Annotated in this window: 11 protein-coding genes; 8 read left to right on the top strand and 3 right to left on the bottom strand. The window is 63.4% G+C overall.

The features are described 5' to 3' along the window. The first annotated feature begins 170 nt into the window (after positions 1 to 170). From tssA to ACIPZB_RS24550, 7 genes are all read left to right on the top strand, one after another. Entirely contained in the window at positions 171 to 1,757 is a 1,587-nt protein-coding gene (tssA, locus tag ACIPZB_RS24580) for a type VI secretion system protein TssA (RefSeq protein ID WP_400643114.1), read from the top strand. Between the two features lie 23 nt (positions 1,758 to 1,780). Further along, the gene (gene tssF, locus ACIPZB_RS24575) at positions 1,781 to 3,547 is read left to right on the top strand and encodes a type VI secretion system baseplate subunit TssF (RefSeq protein WP_400643118.1); all 1,767 of its coding nucleotides are present in this window, start codon (positions 1,781 to 1,783) and stop codon (positions 3,545 to 3,547) included. Continuing rightward, positions 3,511 to 4,608 carry a type VI secretion system baseplate subunit TssG gene (gene tssG, locus ACIPZB_RS24570; protein ID WP_400643113.1) on the top strand — a complete coding sequence of 366 codons (1,098 nt, stop codon included), beginning with the start codon at positions 3,511 to 3,513 and terminating at the stop codon, positions 4,606 to 4,608. Before tssF ends, tssG begins: the two co-directional genes overlap by 37 nt. Beyond that, positions 4,589 to 5,125: a type VI secretion system lipoprotein TssJ gene (gene tssJ, locus ACIPZB_RS24565; protein WP_400643112.1), complete on the top strand. Its 537-nt coding sequence runs from the start codon at positions 4,589 to 4,591 to the stop codon at positions 5,123 to 5,125. The genes tssG and tssJ overlap by 20 nt, the downstream gene beginning before the upstream one ends. A 3-nt stretch (positions 5,126 to 5,128) precedes the next feature. Beyond that, positions 5,129 to 5,569: a type VI secretion system baseplate subunit TssE gene (gene tssE / locus ACIPZB_RS24560; RefSeq protein WP_400643111.1), complete on the top strand. Its 441-nt coding sequence runs from the start codon at positions 5,129 to 5,131 to the stop codon at positions 5,567 to 5,569. A gap of 16 nt (positions 5,570 to 5,585) precedes the next feature. Next, positions 5,586 to 6,722 carry an OmpA family protein gene (locus ACIPZB_RS24555; protein WP_400643110.1) on the top strand — a complete coding sequence of 379 codons (1,137 nt, stop codon included), beginning with the start codon at positions 5,586 to 5,588 and terminating at the stop codon, positions 6,720 to 6,722. A gap of 129 nt (positions 6,723 to 6,851) precedes the next feature. Continuing rightward, positions 6,852 to 7,778 carry an AraC family transcriptional regulator gene (locus ACIPZB_RS24550; RefSeq protein WP_400643117.1) on the top strand — a complete coding sequence of 309 codons (927 nt, stop codon included), beginning with the start codon at positions 6,852 to 6,854 and terminating at the stop codon, positions 7,776 to 7,778. Between the two features lie 128 nt (positions 7,779 to 7,906). On the opposite strand, the gene ACIPZB_RS24545 is transcribed toward ACIPZB_RS24550, so the two are convergent. The 3 genes from ACIPZB_RS24545 to ACIPZB_RS24535 form a co-directional block, all read right to left on the bottom strand. Continuing rightward, the gene (locus ACIPZB_RS24545; protein WP_400643109.1) at positions 7,907 to 9,820 is read right to left on the bottom strand and encodes a tyrosine-protein phosphatase; all 1,914 of its coding nucleotides are present in this window, start codon (positions 9,818 to 9,820) and stop codon (positions 7,907 to 7,909) included. Positions 9,821 to 9,958: 138 nt separating this feature from the next. Further along, a complete protein-coding gene (locus ACIPZB_RS24540) occupies positions 9,959 to 10,732 on the bottom strand; it encodes an AraC family transcriptional regulator (protein ID WP_400643108.1) in 774 nt (257 codons plus the stop codon). A 36-nt stretch (positions 10,733 to 10,768) separates the two neighbouring features. Next, a complete protein-coding gene (locus tag ACIPZB_RS24535; RefSeq protein ID WP_400643107.1) occupies positions 10,769 to 12,004 on the bottom strand; it encodes an MFS transporter in 1,236 nt (411 codons plus the stop codon). Positions 12,005 to 12,370: 366 nt separating this feature from the next. On the opposite strand from ACIPZB_RS24535, the gene ACIPZB_RS24530 reads away from it, so the two are divergent. Further along, on the top strand, positions 12,371 to 12,658 hold the full coding sequence (locus tag ACIPZB_RS24530) for a DUF3303 domain-containing protein (RefSeq protein WP_008098825.1): 288 nt from the start codon (positions 12,371 to 12,373) through the stop codon (positions 12,656 to 12,658). The last annotated feature ends 12 nt before the right edge of the window (positions 12,659 to 12,670 follow it).

Raw genomic sequence — 12,670 nt, 5'->3', positions numbered from 1 at the left:
CGCGTGGTGTTGAAGGCCCCGGATGGCATTGGCCTGACCTGGCATCTGCGCACCGAACTGGGGGGAGGGCCGTTGGCCTTGCTCGGACTGCGGGGCTTCCAATTGCCACGGCAGATCTTCCTCGCGGAAGACGCCGCAGAGCCGCGGCTTGCACTGCGAGAGGAACTCGAATGACGTTGAACAAGCTCATCGACATTTGCCTGCCCGAAGGCGATCCGTTGCACCTTGCGCGCCAGTACGGGCAGTGCTGGGAGGGCTGGTTGCAGCCCATCCGCCCGAACGCTCCAGTGGGAGATGATCCGGCTTACGAAGACGACTTCCAGCGCATGCGCGAGGAGGTCAACAAGCTTTCCGGTGCGGATGTCGATCAGGTGGTCTCGCTGGCAGAGCGGCTTCTAAAGCAAATCAGCAAGGACTTGCGTATCGCTACCTATTACCTGTGGGCGCGCCTGCACAAGGAAGGGGAGACGGGGTTGGCGGACGGGCTGAATCTTCTGGCAGCGCTGGTGGAGCGTTACGCCACCGACCTTTTGCCTGCACGTGCCAACAGTCGCAAGCTGGCCATGGACTGGCTTGCCAGCAGCAAGGTACTGGACAGCCTGTCGCTGTATCCGCAAGTGGTCAAAGCGGAGGCTCAGCGAACGGTGGCCGCACTCGCATGGCTGCAGAGCGGCCTGAGCCGGTGGCCTGAGGAGCACCAGCCAAACCTTTCACCCTTGGTCGGCGCCCTGTCCAATCGCCTGGCACAGTCCGGTGGCGTCGATGCAATCGTTCCTCAGACCAGTAGCGAACAGGCGTCTATCAATAAAGCCCCTAGGCCCGATGCAATGCCCATCAAGTCAGGTCGCGATCTGCTGGACAGCGGTCGGAGTCTGGCAAGCTACCTGCGTGATCAACCCGACGGCTGGCTGGCCGCCCATCGCCTGATGAAAAGCCTGCGGTGGGACACGCTGAACCAGGTTCCGCCCCAGGACGCCAATGGCGTTACACGCCTGGCCGCTCCCCGGGGTGAGTACCGTGCCCAGCTCAAACGTCTGTATTTGCAGCAGGGGTGGAGCGAGCTGCTCGACCAGGTCGAGCGGATGTACGCCGAAGGGGTGAACCATTTCTGGCTGGACCTGCAATGGTACCTGTACCAGGCGCTGAGCCAATCGGCGGCGCACCCCAGTAGCTGGGCGGGCATCGTCAAGCGTGACCTGGGCATGTTTCTGGAACGCATGCCGGGTATTGAGCTGCTGTGCTGGAGCGATGGCACCCCCTTCGCGGATGAAGCGACCCGCGACTGGATCAACCAGCACGTCAGCGGCAACCAAGCGCATCAATGGTTACCCACTGCCTCGACAGTGTCCGCCCAGGACGCGCACGACGTGCTGAGCCTGGAAGCCGAAGCGCTGGCGCAGGCTGACAGCGATGGAATCGAGCACGCACTGACATGGCTGACGGCGCGCCCTGACCTGGAGAGCGGGCGACAACGCTGGCTGCTGCGGCTGGTGATGGCACGGGTGGCCGAGCAGCACGGGAAAGGTGAGTTGGCATTGCACCTGCTGGCCGAGCTCGATACCAGCGCCCAACGGCATGGACTCTCGCAATGGGAGCCAGAGCTGTATTTCGAAGTGAAGGCGCGGCTGCTCAAATTGCTGCGCTTGAAAGCCCAACGCAACGATGCCGACAAGTCAGGCCTGGCTCGACAGATGGAGGCGCAGCTGGCTGCGCTCGTTTCAATGGATCCCGTGCGCGCTGCGGTGCTGTGCGGCTAGCGCTTTCTAACAGGAATGGTTTCTTGAATACGGACAACCCCACACTTCGCTATTTCGATGCCGAGATGCGCTACCTGCGTGAAGCCGGCAAAGAGTTCGCGCAAGCCTTCCCGGACCGCGCGGCGCAGTTGAACCTCGACAAGCCCGGTGCCGATGACCCCTATGTAGAGCGCCTTTTCGAAGGGTTTGCATTCTTGATGGGGCGACTTCGCGAGAAGCTGGACGACGACCTGCCAGAATTGACCGAAGGGCTGGTAAGCCTTTTGTGGCCACATTATCTGCGTACCATCCCATCGCTCTCGGTCATCGAACTGATGCCCGATGTCGAACAGATGAAAGGCAGTGCGGTGGTCGAGCAGGGTTTTCAGGTCCTTTCGCAACCGATTGGGCCGGCCCGAACCCGCTGTCGCTATTCCACGACCTGCGCCACTACCCTTCAGCCGCTGACGCTAAGCGCTGTTCGCCTCGACCATGAGCTCGATGGGCGTGCGCTGCTACGCTTGCGCTTTTCATGCGGCGTGCTGGCGGACTGGGCCGAAGTCGATCTTGCCGATCTGGCTCTCTATCTTCATGGCGATGCAGCGCTGACCAGTGCTTTGCACCAGGCGCTGACCTTGCACGTGGATCAGGTGTACGTGCGAGTGCCGGACGGGAATCGCCGACCACTGGATGGCCATTTCGCACCCAAGGGTTTTGCTGAAGAGGACCGACTCTGGCCCAAGGGCGATAGTGCGTTCAGTGGCTATCAACTACTGCTGGAATATTTCACGTTCCGTGAAAAGTTCATGTTCGTGACGCTGCGAGGCCTGGAGCAGCTTGAGCTGGATGCCGGTACGCCCTGGTTCGAGCTGGACGTGGTGCTCGATGCGTCCTGGCCGCACCCGTTCACCCCGAGCGCCGAGCATATTCGCTTGCACGCGGTGCCCGTCATCAACCTGTTCCCACTGGAAGCCGATCCGCTGACGGTCGATCCATTGCAGAGCGATTACTTGCTGCGCCCCATGCGCTTGCAGGATGGCCACACGGAAATCTACTCGGTCGACCGCGTCACCGGCTCGAAAAACGAGACGCGGCATGATTATGTACCCTTCACCAGCTTTCGCCACAAAGGGGGAATGCTGCGTGACGAGGCACCGGAACGCTACTTCCATACCCGCCTGCGTCGGGGCGCCAATGGCCTGCATGATACGTGGCTGATACTGGGTGGGGAGCGCTTCGACAAGGATGCCTTGCACCCGCGTGAAAGCCTGTCATTGCGCCTGACCGGGACCAATGGGCAGCTTCCCCGCAAAGCCCTGCAGAGCACACTGCTCGATACCGTCGCCCAATCCGCCCAGGCAGGCCTGAGGGTGCGCAACCTGTGTGCACCGACCTTGCCATGCTACCCGCCGAACCGTGACCGCTTTCACTGGCGGGTGCTCAGCCACCTGGGCTCCAACTTCCTGCCGATGCTTGCCAGTGCCGAGGTATTACGCGGCACGTTGGCGCTCTATGACTGGACGGACAGCGAGATGAATCGACGCCGTCTGGAGGCGATCGTCGATGTCAAACACCACCTGATCCAGCGTTTTGAAAAGGGCTTCTTGCTCCGCGGCGTGGATATCGAAGTGACTCTGGATGCCAATGGTTTTTCAGGGGAGGGCGATATCAGCCTGTTTGGCGAGATGCTCAACCGCTTCTTCGCGTTGTATGCCGATATTCATCTGTGCACGCAACTGACGCTGATCCTTCAACCCACTGGAAAGTACCTGCGATGGAACGAACATCACAGTCAGCGTATGCCCGGCTGAAGGCCACGGGTTTGCTGCAAGCATTACAAGGGCGTTTGACCGAGGCCGACCTCTTTCGTGTTTGCCAGGTGCTGGAACAGGCGATGCCTGGGCAGCCTGTGCTGGGCAGCACGGCCTACCCAAGGCATGACGTCATCCGTTTTCGTCCGGACCCTGGCATGGGGTTTCCTGCCAGCGAACTGCGCGCTATCGAGATCGATGAGGCGAATCCAGATAGGCCAGCCACGCTGCGGACTCGTCTGCTTGGTCTGTACGGCGTCGATTCCCCGCTGCCTACGGCCTACCTGGATGACATCGCCCAGCGCCGCGAAGGGCACGAGGCGGTAGAGGCCTTCCTGGATATCTTCAATCACCGAATCTTCACCCAGTTCTACCGAATCTGGCGCAAGTATTCGTACCCGGCGACGTTCGAGGCAGGTGGCGGCGACGCGACTTCACAATGCCTGCTCGGCTTGATCGGCCTTGGCATACCCGGTACTGCTGGGCAAATAGCTACCCCGATGTCGCGCTTCCTGGCCTTGCTCAGCGTGATGCGCCTGCCGACGCGCAACGCCGAGGGGATTGTCGCGCTGGTAAAGCTGCTCGCGCCGGATACACGAGCAACGATCACCGGTCACTGGCCGAGAAAAGTACCGCTTGAGCAGCCCGCGCGGCTGGCTGCCAGCAGGCCGGTGAAGCTCGGCCAAGGTACGCCGCTTGGCGCTTTCAGCGTCGATGGCAACAGCCAGTTGCACCTGGCCCTTTTCACCGAAGACCCAGGCGAAGCGCTTGGCTGGTTGCCGGGAGGTCAGTTGCATCTCGATCTGCTGGTGTTGTTGCAGGTGTACCTCGGTTGGCGTTGCACCGCCAAGCTCCAGTTGTCACTCCCTGTGCGCATCCTTCCTGCGCCGGTACTCGGCAAGGCCAGGGCGATGCTCGGCATGACTGCGGTGCTGGGGTTGACCGATGCCACTCAGGCCGCCGCTGGGCGAAGCCTTGTCACCCTTCATCTGGGCCACTACCAAGGCCTGCATTTGAACCCATGTATCAGGGAGGTACAGCATGTGGCGTACCGTTTTTAACGTGCTAACGGTCATGGCGACGGCAGGAGGGCTCAGTGGCTGCGGGCTGACGCAAACGGTGGCGGATACCAGTTCCGCCGTCACCAAGGCAATCTTTTACAAGCAGGTGAAAACGCTCCACCTGGACGTCGTTGGCCGTGCGGCGATCAACACGGATGTCGCCGACGGGAGGGGATTGTCGGTCCCGACCCTGGTCAGGGTTTATCAGCTGCGCGACGGCAAGGCATTGGAGCGTCTCACCTACGACGACTGGCTGAGCAATGCAGATCGAATGCTGCGTGATGACCTGCTCAGCGAACGAACCCTGGTCATCAAACCTGACGGGGCTGCATCGTTGAGCATGCCCATGGAGGAAGACACCCGTGTCGTCGCCGTGGTGGCCCTGCTTCGGGCACCCGACAGCCAATCCAACACCTGGCGCTTGAAGCTCAGTCGCGACGATCTGGATCCGGATCAGGCGCGGGTAGTTGAGCTTGGGGACAATCGCCTGGCGTTGCGACCCCGGTCGAAGGAGTAGGTGATGCCTGAAACGACGCCCTCGCTGTACGAGTTGTTGCTGCAGAATTTTGCTGGCGACCTGGAGCTTTATCGTGTCGATGCAGAGAACCAGCAGACGCTCTCTGTGCTGGACAATCTTCAGCGCATTCTCAACAGCCGCGCCGGGGCCCTGTCCCACTTGCCGGACTACGGGCTGCCTGACATGGGGACCATCTTGCAGGGGTTACCTGCCACCGCGCACGTGATGATGACGACCCTGGTCGGCACCTTGCTCAAGTACGAGCCGCGCTTGGCCGCAGTCGACATAGACATGCTGCCGCAGACACGGGCTGGCCACCTTGAGTACACCCTGGACGTACAACTGAAAAATGGTGAGCGCATGACATTCGGGACGACCCTTGCGCCCGAGGGAAAAGTGCTGGTGCGCCACCTCAAGCAGCAGGGTTACCTGTCGAATTCGTAGGGACCGGAGGAAACTGATGTCGCCGTTGTTTGAAGTGCGTATTCGAATGGGGGGTGATCCGCGCGCCCTGGAGCAGTTCAAGGCCATCCAGCAGGAGTTGGCCAAATTGAATCATCCGGCTTGCCCGGATGTGGATTGGGTGAAAATCGAAAGGGCATGCCTCGACATCTTTGAACAGCATGGGGCGGAGTTGCAGACTGCTGTGGCCTTTGTCATGGCGCGCAGTCATCGCGCGGGCCTTGCGGGAATGGGTGAAGGTCTGGCGTTACTGGCAAGGTTGATCGACGAGTGGCCGCGTCTGTGGCCAATTCAGGCGTCCGTGCGCAGTGATCTGCTTGGAGGGCTGTTCGCTCAACTGCAACGTATGTTGCGCGCGATGCACTGGGGGCCGGACAGATTGTCCGCGCTCGATTACCTGGCGGTTGAGCTGGCCCAATTGGAATCCCGGCTGTTCGAGGTCGCGCCAGTCACTGCGGCCCCACTTCAGAGCCTGCGCAGCCTGGTCGATCTGTTCAGGCAACGGATGTCCGAGCAGCGCATCCAGGCTGTGCCGGTACAGCCGTGGGCGAACAGCCCTGTATCGGCCTTCATGGCGCCAGCTGCGTTGCTGCCGCCATTACAAAACACCTATCGGCTGGTTATCGAACCTCAAGCCAAGAAGCGCGGTTACCTGCCGTGGCTATTGGTGATGGGGCTGGTGATTGCCCTGTCGGGCGTGGGCGGATGGCAGTATTGGCGGGCTTACCATGCCAGTCAGGTGCTCACGCCAGAGCCGGTCCAGCTGGAGAGCCTGAGCCTCTTCGCGCCAGGCAGTGCGCAGTTCAAGCCCGATTCCACCAAGTCTTTGATGAGCGCACTGGTCGAAATCAAAGCGAGACCGGGTTGGTTGATCATGATCTCCGGGCATGCCGATGCCAGCGGCGAGGTCAGCGCGAATCTAGAGTTGTCACGTGCGCGCGCCAGCGCAGTGAGGGATTGGCTGCAGCAGATGGGGGATATCCCGGACAGCTGCTTTGCAGTCCGTGGTGCCGCGGCGAACCAGCCGCTTACCAGCAATGAGACGACGTCAGGGAGGGCCGCAAACCGTCGGGTAGATATTCGTTTGTTGCCTGCATCGGGGGCGTGTGGCGAGGTCGATCAAGCGTCGCGATAACGGCATGGGCGAAGCGTCACGCACTTGTAATGCCCAGCTGATAGCGTGCGCTTCCCTTTCCGGCCCAAGGTGTACGACACGGTGTCCCCCGGCACGCCCCGCAAGCAGTTCATGCTTCGCTCCAGCAACATGCGCAGCGACGATTTCGCTGCGCTGTTCACCCAACTGCACGGCACCCTCTACGCCGACATGCCACGCCTGCCGGAGGGCATCGCCGTCGGCGGTGTCTATGGTCGTTTCGAGGACATGAGCGTGCGGCGCATGCATTACCAGGGTGATTTCACCCTCGTCCTGCCCACGCCCCAGGATGAAATCACCTTCGTGCTGCCCACGGCGGGCAAGATCATTTTCGATCACCGCGGCGAGTCGATTGGCGGTGCCCAGGTGGGGCTGGCGGTCGACAAGCTCGACATCCGTTCCGTGCGCTTTGCCGAGAGCCACGCCCAGTGCGGCATGTCGCTTCGCCGTGGGCTGTTTGCCGAGCGGCTTTCGACGCTGCTGGAGCGGCCATTGGCCGTGCCTGTTCGTTTCGCCCCGGTGGTGGACCTCAAGGTGGCGGCCTTCCAGGGCATTCGCGCCTTGCTCGAACTGGCCACCGGCACCGAGTTCGATCCACTGATCAACAGCGGCGTGCTGATGCCGCTGCGCTTGCAGGAAATGCTGGTCGACGCCCTGCTGGAAGCCTGGCCGCACAACTACAGCGAGGCGTTGCACAGCCCCACGCCCTCGCTCGCGCCGCGCCACGTGAAGCTGGCCATGGCGTACATCCGTGAACATCCCACCAACCTGGTCAGTGGCAGCGAGCTGGCGGGCTTGGCCAATGTCAGCTTGCGGGCGCTGCAGGAAGGTTTCCGCCGATTTACCGGTACCTCGATCGTCGGCTATCAGCGCCAGGTGCGCCTGGAGCAGGCGCGCCAGGTGTTGGCGAGCGAGGAGGGTGGTTCGGTGGCGCAAGTGGCCTTGCAGCATGGGTTCACCAATGCCGGGCGGTTTAGCCAATACTTTCAGCAGGCGTTCGGGGTGAGCCCGGCGCAGGTCAGGCGTCGGCTGAACTAGTCGAGAACCTGCCGCACGCCAAACGTGCACACTTTCGCGATCCCTGTGGGAGCCGGCAAGCCGGCTCCCACAGGGAAATCACTGCTTTCAAGGCATGTGGTGAATGTCTGGGCACGGCCCGCTAATGGTCAGAAGGCGTAGCTGGCCTTGAGGCTGCCACTGACCCCATGGCTGTCTCCGCCGCCCAGGGCCGCCACCTCGGCGCCGACACTCATTGCCCCCAGGTTGGCCATCAGGTTCAGGCCAGCGCTGAACTGGTCACGGTTGTCGAAGGCCGCGCGCTGCTCGATATCCAGCCCCAGCAGGTGGCCTTCGCTGTCGACCTGTTGGTCGCCGAGAGCGTGGTCGTAGCCCACTTCGATCCCCGGCACCAGCTGCCAGCTGCCCATGGCCATCGGGGCGAGCGATGCCTTCAGGTGGGTGAACGCACTGCGCCGGGTCTCTTTCAAGTCGTCCACCTGCAACGCCAACTCGCTGCCTTTCTCGGTGAACCCTGCCAGGTCCACTCGGCTTACTCGCATGCCCAGGCTCGGCTCCAGCACCACGCCACTGGCGTTGAGGCGATAGCCCAGCGCCAGGCTGCCTCCGGCCAGGGTGCCATGGCTGTCGCCTTTGGCCGTGCCCAGGCCGCCACCCAGTTCGCGCTTGCTGGAGTAGTCGAGGTAACCGGCGCTGGCATTGGCGTCGATGAACAGGCCTTGCTCCAGGCTGCCTGGCGCAAAGCGGGCGCCGAGGCGCAGGAAGGTCAGGTCGGTGTCCGCTTCGCCACCGGCACCGCCCACGTTGCCTTGGCTGTAGCCGATCCCGGCATGGGCGCTGAGCTGTTCGGAGAAACGCTGGGTCATGCCGACCATCAAGCCTTGGCTGTGCTCGTTGCTGCTGGCGGCGTGGGCCGAGCCATCGGTGCCCAGGTAACCGGCCAGGGCGGTGCTCCACAGGCGCGACTGGCCGACCTTGAGGTCGCTGCCATCGGCAAACGGGGCCGCCGCACGGTCGATCATGGCCGCCTGGCGCAGCAAGTAGCTGGCAGCGTCGGCATGTACCTGACCGCCGACAGTCGACTCCACGCCACCGAGAGTGCCGGCGTCGATGGCCGATTGCAGGTAATAGTTGTAGGCGCTGAACGTGCCGGACAGCGCCGTGTCCTGCAATTGCCCGAGCAAGCGCGCCCCGGCGGCGGCATTGCCCTGCAGGCCGGCCTCGCCGGGCAGGGTGGCGTAGCGCACCATCTTGCCGCGCAGCACGTAGAGCGTTTCCTGGCTAAGGCCCAGACCTTGCTTCAGGTAGTTGTCCATGCTGCCGTACTCGGCTGTCACTTCGTCCAGACCGGCCTGCAGGTAGCTGGCCTCGACGCCGAGCAGCGGCGCGTAGACTTCGGCCATGCTAGCCGGCATGTGCGCCAGGGTCGCTGCCACGCGGGCGGCGGTGTAGTCGTTGGTGGCCAGGTAGTTGCTCATGATCGTGGCGTCATCGACCCCCGCAATGCTCTGCAGCACCGCCGCCGTCCAGCCGGTACGGTCCTTGCCGGCGGTGCAGTGGAACAGCGCGGCGCCGTCGGCACTGGCCAGTTCATTGAACAGCTGTGTGAACTGCCCGCGCATGCCGGCGTCGCTGACAAAGGCACGGTTGGTCTGCTGCATCATCGCCCGGGCTTCGGCGGCGCTGGAGAATGAGATGTTGGTGATGTTCGAGCCTGAGGTGGTGCTGCCGATGATGTCAATGTTGGTGTAATGGGCGCCGGCAGGGAGGGTGTCGGGCGTTGCGGCGATTTCACTAGGGGTGCGCAGGTCGAACACATCGCTGATACCCAGGCCGTTGAGGATGGCCAGGTCGGCGGCGGTCGGGGTCAGGGCGTTGGCGCGGTAGAACACGCCTGCACGCATCACGCCATCATGGCTTGTGCCGTAGGCAGTGGTGGTGCCGGCCACGTCGCGGAAGTTGTCCATGCCGGCCAGGCGCGGGGTGTCGAGCGTATCGGCGGCGTGGGCGGCAGAGAGGGCGAGGGTGAGCAGGGACAGGGAGCAGAACAGACGTTGCAACACGGAAGTGGCCTCGAGAGGGGAGCTTGGGATGGCCACTCTCCGGGGCTGAGATGAAACTGAATGTTACAAAGCGCAGGCCGATGCAAAAGGCTGCGCGATGTGTCCAGAGCGTGCGTTTTCTGTCTGCACCCTCCGCCACTACTTGAAAAACTGACTCGGACTGATCCCGAACTGGCGCTTGAACATGCTGGCAAACGCACTCGGGCTGTCATAACCCAGCGTGCCCGCCACGTCGATGATGCGCTCGCCCAGCGCAATGCGCTCCAGCGCCTGCATCAGCCGCGCCTGCTGGCGCCACTGGCCGAAGGTCATGCCGGTTTCCTTGCGGAACAGGCGTTGGATGGTCTTTTCGCCGATACCCAGATGCAGGCCCCAGTCGGCCACCGTCGAGGGGTCGTCCGGCTTTTGCTGCAGCGCCGCGCAAATCGCCCGCAGGCGCGTGTCGCTGGGTTGCAGCAGCATCAGCGGCAGGGTCGGCAGTACGCTGATCTCGTCGAGGATCAGGCGCATGATGCGTGCCTCGCGCGAGTCTTCGGCGAAGGGCCCGCTGAAGTCCACCGAGGCCTTGATCAATTCGCTGAGCAGCGGCGAGATGCTGATGGCCTTGCTCTGGGGTGGCAACTGCGCGGCCGTGTCGGGGCGTACGAACACACTGCGCATCTTCACGTCACCGATGCAGCGGATGGCGTGTACCTGCCCGCAGGGCATCCAGATGCCGCGACTCGGCGGCACGGTCCAGCGTTCGGCCTGCGACTCCACGATCATCAGGCCCTTGATGGCGTAGATCAGCTGGTGCTTGGCATGGGAATGCGGGGCGATGTACCAGTCCGGCGGGTAGTCGGTGGCACGGCTGCCCACTTCCCAGGACCATTCATCCACCTCCACCAGCATGTCTTTCAAGGGCTTGACCATGGCGCTCCCGTACAGCCGCATTGCCGCGCGGCCAGCTTAGCAGCAGGTGGCCGGCCGCGCTTTGCTGCGGGTTGCCGGCAGCAGTGCGGTGGCAAGCCCCAGCAATGGCAGGAACGCGATCGCCTCATACACCCACTCGATGCCGTGCCGGTCGGCCAGCACGCCGAGCCCGGCAGCGCCAACGCCGCTGATGCCGAACATCAGGCCGAACATCACCCCGGACACCATGCCGACCCGGCCCGGTACGGCTTCCTGGGCATACACCACCAAGGCGGCGAACGCCGAGGACATCACCAGGCCGATGGCCACCGCCAGCACCGCCGTCCAGGCCAGGTTGGCGTGGGGCAGGGCGAGGGCGAAGGGGGCAACGCCCAGGAACGAGACCCAGATCACCGCCTTGCGCCCGATGCGGTCGCCCACCGGTCCGCCGGCGAAGGTGCCCAGGGCCACGGCGGCGAGGAACACGAACAGGTACAGCTGGCTTTGCTGCACGCTCAGGCCGAAATGTTCGATCAGGTAGAAGGTGAAGTAGTTGGTGAAGGAAGCGATGTACACGAACTTGGCGAACATCAGTACCGCGATCACCCCGACGGCGCGCCACATGGCGCCCTTGGACAGCCCGGGGGCCTGCTGGCCGGAGAAGGTCTTGAGCCGGGTCTGGCCGTGGCGCACGGTCCAGCCGGTGACCCGCAGCAGCACGCACACCGCCAGCGCGGCGGCCAGCATGAACCAGGCGATGGCCGATTGGCCGTAAGGGATGATGATGGCGGCGGTCAGCAAGGGGCCGATGGCCGAGCCGGTATTGCCGCCGACCTGGAAGGTCGATTGCGCGGTGCCGAAGCGCCCGCCTGAGGCCATGCGCGCCACCCGCGAGGCTTCGGGGTGGAAGGTAGCCGAGCCGACACCGACCACCGCCGCCGCCACCAGCAGCAGGGTGTAGCTGTCGGCGAAGGCGAGCAGGGCAATGCCGACCAGGGTCACCAGCATGCCGGCGGGCAGCAGGTAGGGTTGCGGGTGCTTGTCGGTGTACATGCCCACCCAGGGTTGCAGCAGCGAGGCGGTCACCTGGTAGATCAGGGCGATCCAGCCGATCTGGGCGAAGCTCAGCGAGAAGTCGCTCTTGAGCATGGGGTAGATCGAGGGCAGCACGGCCTGGATCAGGTCATTGAGCAGGTGCGCGAAGGCGGCGGCGCCAACGATGCTTACCAGGAACCCCTGGGGTTGATCGCTGGGCACGGAGGGCGAGGCCGTAGTGGCGGCGGAAGTGGTCATGGGCGTGGCTCTTTTTCGAGTGAGGGCAAGGCATTGCCGCTGGAGGATAGCCAGCGCTGCTTTTGTCTGTCTCACGTCGAACGGGCATTCACTAGCGCGTTTCGGACATTACCTTGGGCCTCATCGCCGGCAAGCCGGCTCCCACAGGTACTGCGGCGCTCTTCGGATAGGTGCAATCCCTGTGGGAGCCGGCTTGCCGGCGATAGGGCCATTACCGACAACCGATCAATCCGCGGCCCGCCGACGGCCAACCGTGCAAATGGCGCCAGCGCTGCTATGCCTAACCTTGGCGCATTCACTTGCCCCTGGCCACGGTGCCCCAGGGCGGGCGTAACGCACAGGTGCCGAGCAACTGGGAGGTGCCACATGTTGTTCATCATCCACTGGACCATCGCCCCGGAAAACCGCAATGCCGCCATGGCCCGCTTCGCCGAGACGGGCGGGGTGGCACCTGCCAGCCTGAAGGTACTGGGCCGCTGGTATGCCGTGGGGCAGCTGTTGGGGTTTGCCGTGGTCGAAAGCGATGAACTCGCCCCGGTATTGCAATGGACGCTGGATTGGAGCGACCTGATGCAGATGCACGTCTGCCCGGCGATGACCGACGAGCAGCTCGGGCCGCTGCTGGTCGCGGCCGTCAACAAGATGGCGCTCTGAACCCTGGCCAGA

Origin of the sequence: Pseudomonas sp. NPDC089396, assembly GCF_044749545.1 — a bacterium.
Classification (GTDB): domain Bacteria; phylum Pseudomonadota; class Gammaproteobacteria; order Pseudomonadales; family Pseudomonadaceae; genus Aquipseudomonas.
Note: the sequence above shows the minus strand (reverse complement) of the source record. Positions and strands in the feature narration are given on the sequence as shown.

Coding starts and splice junctions, on each gene's coding strand:
- tssA (WP_400643114.1), top strand. CDS start 171: ATGACGTTGAACAAGCTCATCGACATTTGCCTGCCCGAAGGCGATCCG.
- tssG (WP_400643113.1), top strand. CDS start 3,511: ATGGAACGAACATCACAGTCAGCGTATGCCCGGCTGAAGGCCACGGGT.
- tssJ (WP_400643112.1), top strand. CDS start 4,589: ATGTGGCGTACCGTTTTTAACGTGCTAACGGTCATGGCGACGGCAGGA.
- tssE (WP_400643111.1), top strand. CDS start 5,129: ATGCCTGAAACGACGCCCTCGCTGTACGAGTTGTTGCTGCAGAATTTT.
- ACIPZB_RS24555 (WP_400643110.1), top strand. CDS start 5,586: ATGTCGCCGTTGTTTGAAGTGCGTATTCGAATGGGGGGTGATCCGCGC.
- ACIPZB_RS24550 (WP_400643117.1), top strand. CDS start 6,852: ATGCGCAGCGACGATTTCGCTGCGCTGTTCACCCAACTGCACGGCACC.
- ACIPZB_RS24540 (WP_400643108.1), bottom strand. CDS start 10,732: ATGGTCAAGCCCTTGAAAGACATGCTGGTGGAGGTGGATGAATGGTCC.
- ACIPZB_RS24535 (WP_400643107.1), bottom strand. CDS start 12,004: ATGACCACTTCCGCCGCCACTACGGCCTCGCCCTCCGTGCCCAGCGAT.
- ACIPZB_RS24530 (WP_008098825.1), top strand. CDS start 12,371: ATGTTGTTCATCATCCACTGGACCATCGCCCCGGAAAACCGCAATGCC.